This is a genomic window from Streptomyces halobius (genome assembly GCF_023277745.1).
Classification (GTDB): Bacteria; Actinomycetota; Actinomycetes; order Streptomycetales; family Streptomycetaceae; genus Streptomyces; species Streptomyces halobius.
This window is the reverse complement of the sequence record NZ_CP086322.1, coordinates 6,866,325-6,884,663: the sequence shown is the minus strand read 5'-3', so window position 1 is coordinate 6,884,663 and position 18,339 is coordinate 6,866,325. Positions and strand designations below refer to the sequence as shown.

The following is an 18,339-nucleotide window of genomic DNA, read 5'->3' as shown; positions in this document are numbered from 1 at the left end:
AAGCTCCGAATCTACCGGCCGAGAACGAGGCGAACAGAGGCGCACCAGGTGATTCGCGCCACGACCCGACCCCCTGCCATGCTGTGCCGATCACACGACCGGCACTCACCCCATCGCGGACCGAATGCCACGGAATGGGACACATGACCACGGAATCCAAGGCGGCCAGGCCGACGCTTCCCGCGAGTCCTCCCCTGACCGAGCGTCAGGAGGCCCGGCGTCGCCGCATCCTGCACACCAGCGCCAAACTGGCCAGCCGTGGCGGCTTCGACGCCGTACAGATGCGAGAGGTCGCCGAGTCCTCGGGCGTCGCGCTCGGCACCCTCTACCGCTACTTCCCCTCCAAGGTGCACCTGCTGGTCGCGACCATGCAGGACCAGCTGCAGCACATGCACGAGACGCTGCGGAAGCGGCCGCCGACGGAGGAGGCCCCGGGCGCACGCGTCGCCCAGACCCTGATGCGGGCGTTCCGCGCGCTGCAGCGCGAGCCGCATCTGGCGGACGCGATGGTGCGCGCGCTGACCTTCGCCGACCGGTCGGTCAGCCCGGAGGTGGACACCGTCTCCCGGCTGACGACCGCGATCATCCTGGACGCGATGGGGCTGGACGGGCCCCCGACCCCGGAGCAGCTGTCCGCGGTCCGGGTCATCGAGCACACCTGGCACTCGGCACTGATCACCTGGCTGTCGGGGCGGGCCTCGATCGCCCAGGTGAAGATCGACATCGAGACGGTGTGCCGGTTGATCGAGGTGACGGCACCGGGGTCGGGGAACTGAGCACCGGGTCGGGGGACTGAGCGCCTGGGGCGGATGCGGGGCCCGGAGCAGGGAATCCGGGAGCCAGGGCACGTTAACCCTCCCGCCAGCTCGGGTAGTTGGTCAACCGGGGGCCGACCGAACCCTTAGGGGAAAACCCTGAGAGGACCGCAGCCCCCGCCCCTCACTCCTCCGGTGGGAACACCACCTCACCGCTGCCGACGGCGGTGATACTGATCGCCTCCACGGGACACCCCTCCGCCGCCGCCAGCGTGCTCTCCGCCGCGTCCGCCTCCGGCTCCACGGGGTGCGACCGCCGTGCCGAGTCGAGCCGGAAGCCGTCCGGCGCCGCGCCGACGCACATCCCCGACCCGACGCACACGCTCCGGTCCACCGCCACCCGCCAGCGGTCCCCCATCAGGCACCCGCCGGCAGATGGATCGTCTTGTGCTCCAGATACTCGGCGAAGCCCTCGGGCCCGAACTCCCGCCCGATCCCGGAGTTCTTGTAGCCGCCGAACGGGCCGAGCATGTCGATGCTGAAGGTGTTCACCGAGTACGTACCGGTACGCACCCGCCGTGCGATGTCGACGCCGTGATCGACGTCGGCCGTCCACACCGAACCGGAGAGCCCGTACTCGGAGTCGTTGGCGATCCGTACCGCCTCCGCCTCGTCGTCGTACGGCAGCAGACAGATGACCGGGCCGAAGATCTCCTCGCGGGCGATCCGCATGGAGTTGGCGACCTCGCCGAAGAGGGTCGGCTCGACGTACCAGCCCGTCGGCTGCCCCTTCGGCCTGCCGCCGCCGGCCAGCACCTTGGCGCCTTCCCGCCGACCCAGCGCGATGTAGTCGAGCGCCCGCTGCTGCTGACGTCGGGCGACGAGCGGGCCCAGCTCGGTGGCCGGATCCAGCGGGTCGCCCATGGTGAGCGTGTCAGCGGCCGCGGCGAACCGTTCGGCGATCTCGTCGTAACGGGCGCGCGGCGCGAGGATCCGCGTCTGGGCCACACATGCCTGGCCGTTGATCATCCAGGCGAACGGGACGATGCCGGCCACCGCCGCGTCCAGGTCCGCGTCCGGCAGGATCACCGCCGCGGACTTGCCGCCGAGTTCGAGGGTGACGCGGCTGAGATGGCGGGCCGCGACCTCCATGACGCGTTTGCCCGCCGCCACCGAGCCGGTGAACGACACCTTGTCCACGCCCGGGTGGCCGACCAGGTACTCACTCACCTCCCGGTCCGCGGGCAGGATCGACAGCACCCCTTCCGGCAGCCCGGCCCCGGTCGCGATCTCGGCGAGCAGATACGCGTCCAGCGGGGTCTCCGGCGATACCTTCAGCACCACCGAACAGCCGGCCAGCAGCGCCGGCGCGAGTTTGGCGGCGGCGGTGAACTGCGGGACGTTCCACGGCACGACGGCCGCGACCACTCCGACCGGTTCGCGCCGGACCATCAGCGGCCCCAGGATTCCGGTCCGCCGCTCTTCAAAGGCGGCATCGCGGGCGACGGTGAGCGCGGCGTCCCACACCAGCGTCGCGGCCAGCGACTGCACCATCACGCCGGCCGTGTACGGGGTGCCGTTCTCGGAGCTGATCACCTTGGCGATCTCCTCGCCGCGTGCCGCGAAGGCGTCCTTGATACGGGTCACCACCGTGATCCGGTCCGCCAACGGGGCGTTCGCCCAGACCCCGGAGTCGAAGGACGTACGGGCGGCGGCCACCGCACGGTCGACGTCGGCCCGCGAGGCGTGCGGGACACGGCCGATGACCTGCTCGGTGTGAGGTGAGACGACCTCGATCGTGTCGCTGCCGGCCGGGTCGACCAACTCACCGCCTATGTAGAGCTTCTCGTGCTCGACGAGGTCGAGGTCGCTCATGGCTGCCGCCTCCCGACGGTCCGACGGTTGGTGGGGTTCGGGGTGATGGGTGGGTGGGGTGGTGGGGCGATGGGGGTGGGAGTTGGGGGCATGGATCTGGTGGGCGATGGGGCCGGATGACGCCCCCTCCTCCTGACGCCACGTCAGGATTACGACCCACAGGGACTGATACCAGTTCCAGACGGAGGAGTCCACGGTGCGGCCGAACGCCACCCCCTCCCCATGGGGTCTCCTCAGGCCGGATTGAAACACGTTCTCGTTATAGTGGGCTGACGGATGCCGCGTCGAGAGGGGACGGGATGTCGGAGGCCGGGGCACCACAGGTGATCGACCACAGGGGCGGAGTGTGGAGCATCGCCGTCCCGATCCCGGACAACCCCCTCGGGCACACCCTCGTCCACCTCGTGGAGACCGACCGCGGGCCGGTGCTCATCGACACCGGCTGGGACGATCCGGACGCCTGGGACACCCTCGTCGCGGGCGTCGGCGCGTGCGGCTTCACCCTCACCGACCTGCACGGTGTACTGATCACCCACCACCACCCGGACCATCACGGCCTCTCGGCCAAGGTCCGGGAGGCGTCCGGCGCCTGGATCGCGATGCACGCCGCCGACACGGACGTGGTCCGCCGCACCCGCGAGGCGGAACCTCGGCAGTGGCTGGACTTCCTGATCGCCAGGCTGGCGACGTCCGGAGCTCCGGACGACCACCTGGCGCCACTGCGAGAGGCCCGCGCCAAAGGGGGCGGCCGGTCGCTGCCCGGACTGCGGGCCGCGCTGCCGGACCGGGAGATCGCGCCCGGCGAGCTGCTCGACCTGCCGGGGCGGCGGCTGCGCGCCATCTGGACGCCGGGGCACACGCCGGGGCATGTGTGCCTGCATCTGGAGGAGGAGCATCCGGGGAAGGACGCCCACGGCGACGGGAGCAGGCGCCCCGGCTTCGGCCGGCTCTTCTCCGGTGATCATCTGCTGCCCGGGATCACCCCGCACATCGGGCTGTACGAGGACCCGGAGAGCGTGGGAGAGGTCACCGACCCCCTGGGCGATTACCTCGACTCCCTGGAGCGGGTCGGAAGGATCGCGCCCGCTGAGGTGCTGCCCGCCCATCAGCACGCGTTCACCGGTGCGGAGGGACGCGTACGGGAGCTCATCGCGCACCACGAAGAGCGGCTCGCCGGGCTGAGGGCGCTGCTCCGCGTTCCGCTCACCCCATGGCAGCTCGCCGTCTCCATGGAGTGGAACCGCCCCTGGGAACAGATCCCCTACGGGTCCCGGAACATCGCCGTCTCGGAGGCCGAGGCTCATCTCCGCCGCCTGGTGAAGCTGGGCCACGCCGAGCTGGTACCGGGCTCCGACCCGGCGACGTACCGGGCGGTGTGAGCGGCTGCGCCGCCAGCGCCGTACGCGAGAGCGAGGCGCGGCCGGGCGCCGGTTAAGGTGTGCGGGACAACTTCATGTGTGCCCGATCGGGGGAAGCCGGTGGAAATCCGGCGCTGACCCGCAACCGTGAGGACGACCGTCCGCGCACCGCGACCGCTCAGCGGCGCACGCGGCCGTACGAGCCGGAGCACCCGGTGGGGCACGACCAAGGCTCCCGCCGCCGGACCGCCCGCTTCCGTGGACGGCCGGCGGACGGCACCGTCGAGGTATACGGAGCAGAGCCCGGTGCCACCGCGTACGGTCCGGCGACCGCCGCGCGGGGGTCGGCCGAGCGCGGCTGCGTATTCGCTGAAGCCGCGTACCCCGCTGTATCAGCGCCGCGACACCCCCGCATCACCGCTGCGAACCGACCCGAGAGGCACCGACCCGATGGCCCCCATGGCTTCCCTGGCTCCTGTGGCTCCCCAGGCCGCCACCCCCTTCGCCGTCCTGGCACGCCGGACGGTCACAGCATGCGCCGTCGCGGCCGTGCTGGGTGCGGCCGCCGCCCCCGCCGCGTTCGCCACGCCCGCCGCCGGCTCCGCGCCCGCCACCGCATCGAAGAAGCTGCCCGGCGGTCTCTACGGCACCAAGGACCCGCAGTACGACGGCGTATGGCGGCAGTCGCTCGCGCTGCTCGCGCAGGACACGGTGGGGGTGCGGCCCGCGACGTCTGCCGTCGACTGGCTCACCGGGCAGCAGTGCGCCGACGGCGCGTTCGCCGCCTTCCGGGCCGATCCGGCCACGGCCTGCGACGCCAAGACGATGCGGGACACGAACCAGACGGGCGCCGCGGTGCAGGCGCTGGCCGCGCTCGGTGGGCACGGCGACGCCGTGAAGAAGGCCGTGGCCTGGCTGAAGTCCGTACAGAACGGCGACGGCGGCTGGAGCTCGATGCCCGGCTCGCCGAGCGACGCCAACTCCACCGCGGTGGTGATCGGAGCGCTCGCCTCGGCGGGCGGGAAGCCCGAGACGGTGACGTCGGAGAAGGGCGGCAGGACGCCGTACGAGGGGCTGCTGGCGTTCCGGCTGGGGTGTGACGCGAAGGAGGAGGAGCGTGGGGCGTTCGCCTTCCAGCCGCAGAAGGGCGCGCTCCCCCCCAACGCCGACGCCACCGCGGCCGCCGCGCTGGGGGCGCTGGGCAAGGGGTTTGTCGTCGAGCCCGCCAACAAGCACGCCGACGCCAAGGTCAAGCCTCTGACCTGCAAGGACGGCCAGGGCAGCGACGACGGCAAGGGGGATCCCGGGCAGGCCGCGGAGGGCGCGGACGCCTACCTCGTCGCGCAGCTCGACAAGAACGGGCAGCATCTGCTGTCCGCGATGCCGGGTGCGGAGAAGCAGCCCGACGTGGGCAACACGGCGGACGCCGTCCTCGCGCTGGCCGCCGGCGGGCACGGCGCCGCCGCGCAGCAGCCCCTGGAGTGGCTGGAGAAGAACGCCGCGGACTGGGCCGAGCGGAACGGCCCGGCCGCGTATGCCCAGTTGGTGCTCGTCGCGCATGCGACCGGTGCCGACCCGCGCTCCTTCGGGGGCACGGATCTGGTGGCCGCGCTCAACGGCACCGGCCCCGAGCCGGCCGGCAGCGCCGAGCCGTCGGCGACGCCGGAGAAGGACACCGAGGACGGGGAAGGCGGCATCGGGCTGTGGTGGGTCATCGGGATCGGGCTCGCGATCGGCGCGGGTATCGGCTTCCTGCTGAGCGGCCGCAATAAGAAGAACGGGCGCTGATGCGGCGTTCGGGGATGACGGTGGCGGGACCGATAGCGGAGCCGGTCGCAGGGCTGATGGCGCGACCGGCGCAGAGGCCTGGGCGGGGCGGCCGGATCATTGGCGCACTGCTGTTGGTCGGCATGGTCGTCGTCGGTACGGTCACGGGTCCGGCCGCCGCGCCCGCCCGGGCAGAGGCACAAGCACCGAACCAAGCCCAGGCACAAGCCCAGGCACCGGACCGGGCCCAGGCGCAGAAGTACCGTTACTGGTCCTTCTGGACCGGTAAGAGCGGCGACAGCGGTGGCGGTAAGGGCGCCGGCTCCTGGGCGTACGCCGCCGAGGGGCCGGGCACGCTGCGTCCGGCCGACGGCACCGTCGAGGGCTTCCGGTTCGCCGTCAGCGCGGACTCCGCGTCGGACGGCAGACCGCGCGCCACCGCCGACTTCGACGCGATCTGCCATGACACGCCCGCCACGGACGGCACCAAGCGGCTCGGCGTCGTCATCGACTTCGGCACCGCGGCGGACGCTCCCGGCGGCGAGACTCCGCCGAAGGCCCGGACGGCATGTGCCCAGGTGCCCGAGGACGCATCGGCGGGCGAAGCGCTGGCCCAGGTCGCCCGCCCGCTGCGCTACGGCTCCAACGCGCTGCTGTGCGGTATCGCGGGCTATCCGAAGGCGGGGTGTGCGGATGAGGTGAGCGGGACCGGGGGCGCGTCCTCGTCGTCGGACGCGTCGCCGCGCTCCGGGAAGCCGACGGCCGAGGCCAGGGGCGACGGCGGCTCCGATGACCGGGCCGACGGAGCCGATGGCGGCCCGTCCGCCGGGGTGTTCGGCGGCATCGCGGCCGTTGTCGTGCTGGGCGCGGCCGCCGTGTGGCAGGCACGCCGCCGACGCGGATGAGCGCCCCCCACACCCCGCGCGCCCCACGGTCCCCGCGCGCCCAGCTGGCCCCACGCGCCCTGCAGACAACCCGCAGCAACGCACTGCACGCCGGCGCCTGGTGGCTGTGGGCTCTCGGGCTGGCGACCGCGGCCTCCCGTACCACCAATCCGCTGCTGCTGGGGCTGCTGATCGGCGTCGCCGGTTATGTCGTCGCGGCTCGCCGTACGGACGCCCCATGGGCCCGCTCGTACGGCGCGTTCGTCAAGCTCGGACTGGTCGTGATCGCCATCCGCCTCGTCTTCGCGTTCCTCCTCGGCTCGCCGATTCCCGGTACGCACACGCTCCTCACCCTCCCCGAAGTCCCGGTTCCCGAGTGGGCGAAGGGTGTCCGGATCGGCGGCCGGGTCACCGCGGAGGGCATGGTCTTCGCGCTCTACGACGGTCTGAAACTGGCCACCCTGCTCATCTGCGTCGGTTCCGCCAACGCACTCGCCAACCCCGCCCGGTTGCTGAAGTCACTGCCCGGCGCGCTCTACGAGGCGGGCGTGGCAGTCGTCGTCGCCATGACCTTCGCACCGAACCTGGTCGCCGACGTACAGCGGCTGCGCGCCGCCCGGCGATTGCGCGGCCGCCCCGACCGTGGGTTCAGGGCACTCCTCCAGGTGGGACTGCCGGTGCTGGAGGGCGCGCTGGAACGTTCGGTCGCGCTGGCGGCGGCGATGGACACGCGCGGCTACGGCCGAACCGCCCAAGTGCCGCGTGCCGTACGGCACACCACCTCCGTGCTCACCCTCGGCGGGCTGCTCGGCGTCTGCGCCGGGACGTACGGGCTGCTGGGCGACGCCGGAGGCGGCTACGGGCTGCCGCTGCTGCTCGCCGGGCTGGGGGCAGCGCTGGCCGGGTTGTGGCTCGGCGGCCGCCGCTCCGTACGCACCCGTTACCGGCCCGAACGGTGGGGTGTGCGTGCCTGGCTGGTCTCCGCTTCCGGCGTCACCGTCGCCGCCCTGATGATCTGGGCGAACGACTACGCGGCCGTGGCCCTGCACCCGCCCGCGGTTCCTCTCACCACCCCGGTCCTCCCGATCTGGCCGGCCGCCTGCGTCCTCCTGGGCCTGTTGCCGGGGTTCATCGCGCCGCGCCCGCCGGGCGAGGCAGGCGGGGCGCGCCCCAGCCGTAACCGTCGCCCGTCCGGTCCCGCCCGTCCCGTCACTCCCCTCGACCATCCGCCGACGCCCTCGTCTCCCCGCCCCTCGTCCGTAGATCCGTCCAAGAAGGAGCCCCACCCGTGATCCGGTTCGAGCAGGTCTCGGTCACCTACGGGGACGCACCGACGCCCGCCGTACAGGGCATCGACCTGACCGTTCCCGAAGGGGAGTTGTGTCTCCTCGTCGGCCCGTCCGGCGTCGGCAAGTCGACCGTCCTCAACGCCGTCTGCGGGCTCGTACCGCATTTCACCGGGGGCACCCTGCACGGCCGGGTCACCGTCGACGGCCGCGACACCCGCACCCACAAGCCGCGCGAACTGGTCGATGTCGTCGGCACCGTCGGCCAGGACCCGCTGGCCCACTTCGTCACCGACACCGTCGAGGACGAACTCGCCTACGGGATGGAGTCGCTGGGCCTCGCCCCGGACGTGATGCGCCGCCGCGTCGAGGAGACCCTGGATCTGCTGGGCCTGGCCGACCTGCGCGACCGCGCCATCACCACGCTCTCCGGCGGCCAGATGCAGCGGGTGGCGATCGGCTCGGTCCTCACCACACACCCCAAGGTACTGGTCCTGGACGAGCCGACGTCGGCGCTGGACCCGGCCGCCGCCGAGGAGGTGCTGGCGGTGCTGCAGCGGCTGGTGCACGACCTCGGGACGACGGTCCTGATGGCCGAACACCGGCTGGAGCGGGTGGTCCAGTACGCGGACCAGGTGCTTCTGCTGCCGTCTCCCGGTGCGGCCCCGCTCATGGGCGACCCCGCCGAGATCATGGCCGTCTCCCCGGTGCACCCGCCGGTCGTCGCCCTCGGTCGGCTCGCCCGATGGTCTCCCCTCCCCCTCTCCGTACGCGACGCGCGCCGCAAGGCCGCGCCGCTCCGCACCCGCCTGCGGGGACTCGCCCCCGCCTCGCCGGTCAACGGTGCCTTGGCCCCTGCCGATTCGCCCTGTGCGGCGGTGTCGGGGCTCGGCGTCCGCCGGGGCCTCACCGAGGCTCTCCACGGGGTGAACCTCACCGTCCGCCCGGGCGAGACCCTCGCGCTGATGGGCCGCAACGGGGCGGGCAAGTCCACCCTCCTCACCACCCTCGTCGGCATGCACACGCCGTCCTCCGGGGCGGTACGCGTCGGCGACGTCACCCCGCACCGCACCAGCCCCCGCACCCTCCTGCGGCACGTGGGCCTCGTCCCCCAGGAACCCCGCGACCTCCTCTACGCGGACACCGTCGCGGCCGAATGCACCGCCGCCGACCACGACGCGGACGCCCCCGCCGGGAGCTGCCGCGAACTCGTCACACGGCTGCTGCCCGATGTCCCGGACTCCGTCCACCCCCGCGATCTGTCCGAGGGCCAACGCCTCGCCCTCGCCCTGGCGGTCGTCCTGACCGCCTGTCCGCCGCTGCTCCTTCTCGACGAGCCCACCCGCGGCCTCGACTACGCCGCCAAGGCCCGCCTGATCGAGGTGCTGCGGGGGCTGGCCGCCGACGGCCACGCCATCATCCTGGCCACGCACGATGTGGAACTGGCCGCCGAACTGGCCCATCGCGTCGTCATCCTCGCGGACGGCGAGATCGTCGCCGACGGGCCCACCAACGAGGTCGTCGTCTCCTCCCCCTCCTTCGCGCCCCAGGTCGCCAAGGTCCTCGCCCCGCTGCCCTGGCTGACCGTCCCCCAGGTCGCCCGCGCCCTGGAGCCGACGGCATGACGCTGCACCGTCCGGACACCGATCCCCTGTCGCCCCGCCCCTCCCCTCCTTCCTCTTCTCCCCCCTCCTCTCTTCGCGCCGTACGGCTCGGGCCGCGCTCCATCGCCGCTCTGGCGCTCGTCTCGGCCATCGGCGTCATGGCGTTCGGCTGGCCGCTACTCGCCGACTCCGCCTCCGGGCTGGCGCACTCCAAAGACGCGCCGTGGCTCTTCGCCGCTCTGCTGCCGCTGCTGCTTGCCGTGGTCGTGGCGACGATCGCGGACACCGGCCTGGACGCGAAGGCCATCGCCATGCTCGGCGTACTCGCCGCGGCGGGCGCCGCCATGCGCCCGCTCGGCGCGGGCACCGCCGGGATCGAGCCGATGTTCTTCCTGATGGTGCTGGCGGGCCGGGTGCTGGGGCCCGGCTTCGGCTTTGTCCTGGGGTCCGTGGCGATGTTCGCCTCGGCGCTGCTGACCGGCGGGGTCGGACCCTGGATGCCGTTCCAGATGCTGACGATGGGCTGGGTGTCGATGGGGGCGGGCCTGCTCCCGGGCCCCGACCGGCTGCGCGGCCGCCGCGAACTGGCCCTGCTCGCCGTCTACGGAGCCGTCGCGGCCGTCGTCTACGGACTCATCATGAACCTCCAGGGCTGGCCCTACATCGCCGGTATGGCGTCGGGCGTCTCCTTCGTCCCCGGCGACCCGCTCAACGAAAACCTCGCACGCTATATCGCCTACTGCCTCGCCACCTCCCTCGGTTGGGACCTCCCCCGAGCCGTCGTCACCGTGATCCTCACCTTCACCCTGGGCGGCACCATCCTCAAGGCCCTACGCCGCGCCACGCGCCGGGCCGCCTTCGCGGCCCCTGTCTCCTTCGACCCCTCCCCCTCCCTCTCCCTCTCCCCCACCCCCGCCTCCTCCTCCAGTGCTCCCGCCTCCTCCACCCCTGAACACCGGGCCCAGAAGCGGCCATAGGGCGCGTCTCCGGATCACTGTGGGCGGGCACCGTGCGCTCGCCGCGCGTCGAACTCGCCGTGCGTCTCTGGACTGCGGACGCGTCCTGGCCTCATGACCGTGCCCGTCCGGGGCGGGCCCCGGGCTTGCAGGCGCCGCCCCCTGGGCTTCATGCCCCCGACGGATCGGCCCGCCCATGGCTGCGCTGTCAGACCCGCTCAGTCGGCGACCGGGAGGGTGCGGGCTATGGAGGGTGCCGAGCGGAGGAATGAGGTGTGGTGGTCGGCGTCGGCTCCCTGGTCGACGATCTTGGGGTCGGCGCCATGGTCCGCCAGCTCCCGGGCGCAGCTCCGGGCGTTGGCTATGGGGACGTCCCGGTCGCCGGCGGCGGTGTAGAGGGTGATCGGCAGACCTCGGCGCGGGGTCCAGTCGCAGGTGCGGTCATTGACGCGGAGTGCCTCCAGCAGGGCGCCGGAGGGGTGCTGGAGTTTCTTGTACCAGGCGTCGGTCAGCAGGTCTTCCAGTCGCTTGGGCAGCTTGCTGACCATGTCTTCCGAGTGAGTGCCATCGAAGAGGTCTTCCACGCGATCGGAGTAGGGGGCGCGGAACACCTCGCTCGGGTGGTTGTAGAGCGGGTGGAGCTGGAGGCGGTTTTGGGCGGTCAGGAAGTACGAGAGGTAAAAGACGGCGGATTGGGGGTCCACCCTGCCGTCGAACATGCCGGAGAGCTCACTGCCGTCGAGGTCGAACGGGCCCGCTACGGGCGCGAGCATGCCGAGCCGGAAACGGGGATCGGCGCCACGATCCAGCTCACGGGCGAGCGCCATGGCGGCATGCCCGCCCTGCGAGAAGCCGGTGACGGAGACCTTGCGGTCGAGGGCGGCGCCGAGCTTCGGGGCCGCGGAGCGGGCGGCGCGGAGCATGTCCAGCGAAGCGGATGCCTCGGAGCGGGCGTCCATGTAGGGGTGATGGCCGGGGCCGGTGCCCAGGCCGAGGTAGTCGGGGGCGATGGCGGCACGTCCGGCGGAGGCGTACAGCGTCGAGACGGACCGGTCGAGGCGTTCCGCGACCGAGGGCGCATTCGCGCGGGAGGCGAGGGTGCCGTGGGTGTGCACGACGGGTGGCAGGTGGTGGCTCTTGCTCATGGGAAGTGCCAGCAGGCCCGATGCGGTTGTGGGGTGGCCGTCGGGGGTGAGGGTGCGGTAGGTGAGGCGGTAGGCCGCGACGCCGTGCCGGGCGGTATCGGCCTCCAGGCCCGTCTTCTTGGCCTGGGCGATGACCTCGGCACGGCTCTGTCTGCCGAGGGGAGTGATGGAGAGCAGAGCGCCCCGCCCGTGCTCGGTCCGCGCGGTGTCGGCGGTTGCCGCGTTCGTGCTCGCGATGGTGTGCTGGTCGGCGGCCAGCGCCGGGGCCGGTGCAAGGGCCGCGAGCAGGATGGCGGTGCCGGCGGCCAAGGCACGTAATGAGCGTCGGTTACTCCCCGATGCGGTCTTGACCCGCTGAGTTCTGGTCATGTCGTCGACGCTACGTGGATCTTGCGCGATGCGACATGAGGGTTTCCACCCAACTTTGCCATGGTTTTCCTCATCCTCAGGTTGGAGAAATGCAGAGAAAGCGGCGCCCCCTCTAGGGACCTCCCCCCACGTCCGCGCTACAGCCGCTGGATGATGGTGCCCGTTGCCAGTGCCCCGCCCGCGCACATCGTGATCAGGGCGAACTCCTTGTCCCTGCACTCAAGTTCATGCAGTGCGGTGGCGATCAGACGGCCCCCGGTGGCTCCGACCGGGTGCCCCAGGGCGATGGCGCCGCCGTTCACATTCACCTTCTCCAGGTCCTGTACGAAGACCTGCGCCCAGGAGAGGACGACGGAGGCGAAGGCTTCGTTGATTTCGACGAGGTCGATGTCCTTCAAGGACATACCGGCCTTGCCCAGCACGGCGCGGGTCGCGTCGATCGGTCCGTCCAGGTGGAAGTGCGGATCGGCGCCGACCAGCGCCTGGGCGACGATGCGGGCCCTCGGCTTGAGTTTGAGAGCGCGCGCCATCCGTTTGGAGGCCCACATCAGTGCGCTGGCGCCGTCGGAGATCTGTGAGGAGTTGCCCGCGGTGTGGACGGCGGTCGGCATGATGGGTTTGAGGCCGCCGAGTGCCTCCATGGAGGTGTCGCGCAGCCCCTCGTCACGGTCGACCAGCCGCCACATGCCCTGGCCGGCGGCCTGTTCTTCCTCGGTGGTGGGGACCTGTACGGCGAACGTCTCCCGTTTGAAGCGTTCCTCGGCCCAGGCGGCGGCTGCCCGCTCCTGGGAGATCAGGCCGAGCGAGTCGACGTTCTCGCGGGTCAGGCCCCGGTTGCGGGCGATGCGCTCGGCTGCCTCGAACTGGTTGGGGAGGTCGACGTTCCACTCGTCGGGCCAGGGCTTGCCGGGGCCGTGCTTGGAGCCGCTGCCCAGCGGCACCCGGGACATCGCCTCGACGCCGCAGCCGATGCCGATGTCGATGACGCCGGCCGCGATCAGGTTGGCGACCATGTGGTTGGCCTGCTGGGAGGATCCGCACTGGCAGTCCACGGTGGTCGCCGCGGTCTCGTAGGGGAGGCCCATGGTGAGCCAGGCGTTGCGTGCGGGGTTCATGGACTGTTCGCCGGCATGGGTGACGGTGCCGCCGACGATCTGTTCCACACAGTCGGGCTGGATGCCCGTACGGGCGAGGAGTTCGCGGTACGTTTCGCCCAGGAGGTAGGCGGGGTGAAGGTTGGCGAGCGCGCCTCCGCGCTTGCCGATGGGGGTGCGTACGGCTTCGACGATGACGGGTTCCGCGGCCATGCCTGACTCGTCCTCTCCTCGCGACCGTGGGCGTCCCGGCGCCCACGGAAAGAAGAACTAGTACGCGTTCTAGTTATCGAAACAGTCTGATGAGCCGCGCCCTGGGGGCGCAAGAGGCGTGCAGCACCCTTGTCCGGCATACGTCTGCAACTTGGCTGGACGTCAGCCCCCCATCGTGTAACCGGAGTTCGGCCAGCGACAGAGATCGTGGCGGCACGGCACCTCCCTCGCCCGCAACAAGTGCCGCCATGACCCTTGCCACTTATAGAACTCGTTACTACCTTCACCGCGGCCATTGAGAACTGATGCGCCGTCAGTATCAGTTGGGCGGCCTGATCGCACACCGCCGCCGACTGTCCGACCGGATCGGACCGGGAGTCGCCGATGCCATGCCCCGCGTTGCCCGAAGGGTTCGACTTCACCGACCCCGACGTCTATCAAACCCGCGTCCCGCTCCCGGAGTTCGCGCAGCTGCGACAGACCGCGCCCGTCTGGTGGAACGCCCAGCCGCACGGCGTCGCCGGCTTCGACGACGACGGCTACTGGGCCGTCACCCGCCATGAGGACGTCAAGGAGGTGTCCACCAAGCCGGACGTCTTCTCCGCGAACCTCAACACCTCGATCATCCGCTTCCACGCGTCCATGACCCGCGACCAGATCGACGCACAGAAACTGATCATGCTGAACATGGACCCGCCGGAGCACACCCGGGTCCGCCAGATCGTGCAGCGCGGTTTCACCCCGCGCGCCATCCGGGCGCTGGAGGACGCACTGCGCCACCGGGCGGCGCGGATCGTCGCCGGGGTGCGGCAGAGGGACTCCGGCGATTTCGTCACGGACATCGCCTGCGAGCTGCCCCTCCAGGCGATCGCCGAGCTCATCGGCATCCCTCAGGACGACCGGGCCCGCATATTCGACTGGTCGAACAAGATGGTCGCGTACGACGATCCCGAACTGGCCATCACCGAGGAGGTCGGCGCCAATGCGGCCATGGAGCTGATCTCGTATGCGATGAATCTCGCGGCAGCGCGAAAGCAGTGCCCGGCCAAGGACATCGTGAGCCAGTTGGTGGCGGCGGAGGACGAGGGAAATCTCGGCTCCGACGAATTCGGTTTCTTTGTACTGTTGTTGGCGGTGGCCGGAAACGAGACGACGCGTAACGCCATCACGCATGGAATGCATGCGTTTCTGACACATCCCGAGCAGTGGGAGCTCTACAAGAGCGAACGCCCCGAGACGGCGGCCGAGGAGATAGTGCGGTGGGCCACGCCGGTGATCTCGTTCCAGCGCACCGCCACCCAGGACACCGAGCTGGGCGGCGCGAAGATCAAGCAGGGGCAGCGCGTCGGGATCTTCTACTCCTCGGCCAACAACGACCCCGACGTCTTCGACCGCCCCGAGGTCTTCGACATCACCCGCGACCCCAATCCCCATCTGGGGTTCGGTGGCGGCGGACCGCACTTCTGTCTCGGCAAATCCCTTGCGGTTCTGGAAATCAACCTGATCTTCAACGCCATTGCGGATGCCATGCCCGGAATTTCCCTGGCGGGTGACCCGCGCCGGCTCCGCTCCGCCTGGCTCAACGGTGTCAAGGAGCTCCCGGTTCGGTACGGTTGAGCGGTCTCCCCTGCCCCCGACTTCGAGATCGAGCCGGGGGGAGGCACCGTTCTACGAGGCGTGAATACCGTGCGGTGAGCCTGCCTGCCCTGCGCTTCACCCAACTCACGCAACATCGCGGACGTTGAATTCCACCCGCGGCACGCTGAATTCCACCCGTAGCCCGAGTAGCCACCCCGTTGCACTCGCAGGCACAAATGCACCAAGCCCCGAGTGGCGGGACATGCCGGGATGCCGGATCCTTGAGGAACGCGACGATCCATCGGCGCGGCGGCGGGGTGTGCCGCCGCGCCGTCTTCCTGCGTGCGGTGCGTCACAGGGCGCGACGGTTGCGGTTGATCGCCGCGAGATGGATCACATGCCGAAGTCCTGCGCAACGCCCCCTCAGGGGGCGTTTTCGCTGCTGGGAGCAGGTATGGGGCTGCCTGCGCGATCACCTGCGTACTGTCCGTGATGATCCGTTCTGCCCCTATGGTCAACCTTTGCCCCCGTGTCCGTCCTGGCGTCGGCGGGCGATGTCATGCAGTCGTCCAAGAGAGCGCAGGCGAGCGAGCACGTGCCGACGCAGTCCCCCGCAGCATCCGACCCGGCCGATCTGGAGAAGCGGACGGCCGATGGGGCTCCTGAGGCCCGCGAGGTCGGCGGAGCCGGTGAGGTGACCGTCGTCGATCCGGCGATGGTCAAGCGTGCGGTGTCGGCGGCCGCGCTCGGCAATGCGATGGAGTGGTTCGACTTCGGCGTCTACAGCTACCTCGCGGTCACTCTCGGGCATGTTTTCTTCCCGTCCGGGAATCCGACCGCGCAGTTGCTGTCGACGTTCGGGGCGTTTGCCGCGGCATTTCTCGTACGGCCCATCGGCGGAATGGTCTTCGGGCCGCTCGGTGACCGGATCGGCCGGCAGAAGGTCCTGGCGATCACCATGATCATGATGGCGGCGGGGACTTTCGCGATCGGCCTGATCCCGTCCTACGCCGCCATCGGTGTCTGGGCGCCGATTCTGCTGCTCGTCGCCCGGCTCGTGCAGGGCTTCTCCACCGGCGGGGAATACGGCGGGGCGTCCACCTTCATCGCCGAGTACGCGCCTGACAAAAGGCGTGGATTCCTCGGCAGCTGGCTGGAGTTCGGCACACTGGCCGGTTATGTGGGCGGTGCCGGACTGGTCGCTGTGATGACCGCGCTGCTCACGACGGACGATCTCCACTCCTGGGGCTGGCGCCTTCCGTTCCTGATCGCGGGACCGATGGGCATCATCGGTCTCTATCTGCGCATGCGGCTCGAAGAGACGCCGGCGTTCACGCAGTTGGAGAAGGAGGCGCGGGCGAAGGAGAAAGCGCGCCGCGAGGCCGAGAAGCGGATCGGTCTGGGCGAGATGGTCTTCGGCCAGTGGCGGGCCATGCTGCTGTGCGTCGGGCTCGTGCTGGTCTTCAACGTCACCGACTACATGCTGCTGTCGTACATGCCGAGCTATCTGACCTCGGAACTGAAGTACGACGAGGCGCACTCGCTGAGGGTCGTGCTCGCGGTGATGGTCCTGATGATGTGCGTCCAGCCGTTCGCGGGGCGGCTCAGCGACCGGTTCGGACGCCGGCCCGTTATCGCTGCGGGGTGTGTGGGCTTCCTGGTTCTGTCCGTGCCCGCGCTGCTGCTGATCCGGCAGGGATCGCTGATCGCCATCGCGCTGGGCATGGGCGCGCTGGGGCTGCTGCTGGTGTGCTTCACATCGTCCATGCCGTCGACGCTGCCCGCGCTCTTCCCGACGAAGGTGCGCTACGGCTCGCTGTCGATCGGCTTCAATATCTCGGTTTCGCTCTTCGGCGGTACGACTCCGCTGGTGGTGACGGCCCTTATCGGCGCCACCGGTGACCGGATGACGCCCGCGTACTACATGATGGCGGCGGCCGTCGTCGGGGGGATCGCCGTACTGCTGATACCGGAGAGCGCGCGGAAGCCGCTGCCCGGGTCGCCGCCTGCGGTGGAGACGGAGGCCGAGGCCCGGGAGATGGTGCGCGGTGCGGCTCGGGGCGGCGCCACGGCCACTGCCTGAGGTCGGTTCGGCCGGTCCTCCGCTCGCTTCTCCGCCCCGACTTATCGGTACTCGCTCCTGAGGGTGGGCGGAATACCGGCCCGGATTCTCGCGACCGGCGGGCTGTTCGCGGTGGCGGGGGTCGCGGCCGTGGCGATGGTCCGGCTGCGCCGGCACGGCACGGTGACGCGCCCGGGGGGGTGACCGCTGGGCGCCCCGCCCACAGTGCGCCATAGGGGCTGCGGCTGCCCGGGTGAGGCACCAGGGCGTCCCAGCCCTGGTCCACACCCCTTTTGCACCATGCGGCACGATGGTCGGCATGAGCATCGTGAAGATCAACGTTCTGACCGTCCCCGCCGAACAGCGCGAGACCCTCGAAAAGCGCTTCGCGTCCCGCGCCGGCACGGTGGACTCCTCGGACGGTTTCGAGTGGTTCGAGCTGCTGCGGCCGGTGGAGGGCACCGACCAGTACCTCGTCTACACCCGTTGGCGGGACGAGGAGTCCTTCCAGGCGTGGATGGAGGGCCCGATGAAGGCCGCACACCAGGGCGGCGCCCCGGGTGGCGAGGGCGGCGAGCGGCCCAAGCCCGCCGCGTCCGGGTCCACGCTGTGGTCCTTCGAGGTGGTGCAGCAGGCGGGCCCCAAGGGGGCCTGAGCACCGCTTGTGACGACCGGTGGCGTCGCGCACATCCCGACCGGTGACGTCACTCGCATCCCAACTGGTGGCGGCGCTCGATCCCGACCGGTGGTGTCGCTCAAATCCGTTGCGTTCCGTCCCGCCCCCGCGGCCAGAATGACGCCATGAGCGACGCCGCCACCCTTCGTCTCCCCTGGGCCGTCCGCGCCGAGCCGGTCGACTCACCGGACGCGAGGACCCTGCTCCGCGAGTACTACACCGAGGTCGCCGACCGGTACTTCGCGCTGCATGAGGGGCGTCGCTCGACGGCCGCGGAGATCGACGAGGGGGTGACGGAGTATCCGAGCGGCGATCTGCGGCCGCCGAACGGCCTGCTGCTGGTCGCCCGGGACGGCGGCATCGCGGCCGGCTGCGTGGGCGTACGCATGCTGGACGCGCGGACCGCGGAGCTGAAGCAGATGTTCGTACGGCCCGCGAAGCGCGGCCTGGGCTGCGCGGACGAGCTGCTCACGGCCGCCGACACGGCCGCGGCCCGGATGGGCGCCGAGCGGGTCCGGCTGGACACCCGGCGGGATCTGGTGGAGGCCGTCGCGCTCTACCGACGGCACGGTTTCGGCGAGATCGCTCCGTACCACGACGACCCGTACACGGAGATCTTCTTCGAGAAGCGGCTCCGTCAGCGACTCCGTTGAGAGGTGAGCAGTGGTGCTCCCGCTGGAATGAGCGGGGATTGAGCGCTGCTCCCCAGATCGGGCC

General features: G+C 70.9%; 15 protein-coding genes and 1 riboswitch. Of the genes, 11 read left to right on the top strand and 4 right to left on the bottom strand.

The features are described from left to right. Positions 1 to 143 precede the first annotated feature (143 nt). Positions 144 to 776 (top strand): TetR family transcriptional regulator, encoded by a 633-nt coding sequence (locus tag K9S39_RS31290; protein WP_248866695.1) that lies wholly within the window; start codon positions 144 to 146, stop codon positions 774 to 776. 163 nt (positions 777 to 939) lie between these two features. Here K9S39_RS31290 and K9S39_RS31285 read toward each other — a convergent pair whose 3' ends face one another. Both K9S39_RS31285 and K9S39_RS31280 read right to left on the bottom strand, forming a co-directional pair. Next, the gene (locus tag K9S39_RS31285) at positions 940 to 1,173 is read right to left on the bottom strand and encodes a ferredoxin (RefSeq protein ID WP_248866694.1); all 234 of its coding nucleotides are present in this window, start codon (positions 1,171 to 1,173) and stop codon (positions 940 to 942) included. Next, on the bottom strand, positions 1,173 to 2,630 hold the full coding sequence (locus K9S39_RS31280; protein WP_248866693.1) for an aldehyde dehydrogenase: 1,458 nt from the start codon (positions 2,628 to 2,630) through the stop codon (positions 1,173 to 1,175). The genes K9S39_RS31285 and K9S39_RS31280 overlap by 1 nt, the downstream gene beginning before the upstream one ends. Positions 2,631 to 2,929: 299 nt before the next feature. Here K9S39_RS31280 and K9S39_RS31275 point away from each other — a divergent pair, with 299 nt between their 5' ends. From K9S39_RS31275 to K9S39_RS31250, 6 genes are all read left to right on the top strand, one after another. Continuing rightward, positions 2,930 to 4,009 (top strand): MBL fold metallo-hydrolase, encoded by a 1,080-nt coding sequence (locus tag K9S39_RS31275; protein WP_248866692.1) that lies wholly within the window; start codon positions 2,930 to 2,932, stop codon positions 4,007 to 4,009. Positions 4,010 to 4,054: 45 nt separating this feature from the next. Then, positions 4,055 to 4,168: riboswitch (cobalamin riboswitch) on the top strand. A 270-nt stretch (positions 4,169 to 4,438) separates the two neighbouring features. Then, entirely contained in the window at positions 4,439 to 5,776 is a 1,338-nt protein-coding gene (locus tag K9S39_RS31270) for a prenyltransferase/squalene oxidase repeat-containing protein (protein WP_248866691.1), read from the top strand. Positions 5,777 to 5,898: 122 nt separating this feature from the next. After that, a complete protein-coding gene (locus K9S39_RS31265; protein ID WP_248869036.1) occupies positions 5,899 to 6,660 on the top strand; it encodes an SCO2322 family protein in 762 nt (253 codons plus the stop codon). Then, on the top strand, positions 6,657 to 7,931 hold the full coding sequence (locus tag K9S39_RS31260) for an energy-coupling factor transporter transmembrane component T (RefSeq protein ID WP_248866690.1): 1,275 nt from the start codon (positions 6,657 to 6,659) through the stop codon (positions 7,929 to 7,931). Before K9S39_RS31265 ends, K9S39_RS31260 begins: the two co-directional genes overlap by 4 nt. Beyond that, positions 7,928 to 9,550, top strand: a complete 1,623-nt coding sequence (locus K9S39_RS31255) for an ABC transporter ATP-binding protein (RefSeq protein ID WP_248866689.1) — start codon at positions 7,928 to 7,930, stop codon at positions 9,548 to 9,550. Before K9S39_RS31260 ends, K9S39_RS31255 begins: the two co-directional genes overlap by 4 nt. Next, positions 9,547 to 10,506 (top strand): ECF transporter S component, encoded by a 960-nt coding sequence (locus K9S39_RS31250; protein WP_248866688.1) that lies wholly within the window; start codon positions 9,547 to 9,549, stop codon positions 10,504 to 10,506. Before K9S39_RS31255 ends, K9S39_RS31250 begins: the two co-directional genes overlap by 4 nt. A gap of 197 nt (positions 10,507 to 10,703) precedes the next feature. On the opposite strand, the gene K9S39_RS31245 is transcribed toward K9S39_RS31250, so the two are convergent. Together K9S39_RS31245 and K9S39_RS31240 are read right to left on the bottom strand one after the other, a co-directional pair. Next, on the bottom strand, positions 10,704 to 11,999 hold the full coding sequence (locus tag K9S39_RS31245; RefSeq protein ID WP_248866687.1) for a dienelactone hydrolase family protein: 1,296 nt from the start codon (positions 11,997 to 11,999) through the stop codon (positions 10,704 to 10,706). 137 nt (positions 12,000 to 12,136) lie between these two features. Further along, positions 12,137 to 13,306 carry a steroid 3-ketoacyl-CoA thiolase gene (locus K9S39_RS31240; RefSeq protein ID WP_248866686.1) on the bottom strand — a complete coding sequence of 390 codons (1,170 nt, stop codon included), beginning with the start codon at positions 13,304 to 13,306 and terminating at the stop codon, positions 12,137 to 12,139. Between the two features lie 384 nt (positions 13,307 to 13,690). Between K9S39_RS31240 and K9S39_RS31235 the strand changes: the two genes are divergently transcribed. The 4 genes from K9S39_RS31235 to K9S39_RS31220 all read left to right on the top strand — a co-directional run bounded on the left by K9S39_RS31235 (position 13,691) and on the right by K9S39_RS31220 (position 18,275). Next, a complete protein-coding gene (locus tag K9S39_RS31235) occupies positions 13,691 to 14,923 on the top strand; it encodes a cytochrome P450 (protein WP_248866685.1) in 1,233 nt (410 codons plus the stop codon). Between the two features lie 520 nt (positions 14,924 to 15,443). Next, on the top strand, positions 15,444 to 16,967 hold the full coding sequence (gene proP / locus K9S39_RS31230) for a glycine betaine/L-proline transporter ProP (RefSeq protein ID WP_406708174.1): 1,524 nt from the start codon (positions 15,444 to 15,446) through the stop codon (positions 16,965 to 16,967). 298 nt (positions 16,968 to 17,265) lie between these two features. Beyond that, the gene (locus K9S39_RS31225) at positions 17,266 to 17,601 is read left to right on the top strand and encodes an antibiotic biosynthesis monooxygenase family protein (protein WP_248866683.1); all 336 of its coding nucleotides are present in this window, start codon (positions 17,266 to 17,268) and stop codon (positions 17,599 to 17,601) included. Between the two features lie 146 nt (positions 17,602 to 17,747). Next, entirely contained in the window at positions 17,748 to 18,275 is a 528-nt protein-coding gene (locus K9S39_RS31220) for a GNAT family N-acetyltransferase (protein ID WP_248866682.1), read from the top strand. The last annotated feature ends 64 nt before the right edge of the window (positions 18,276 to 18,339 follow it).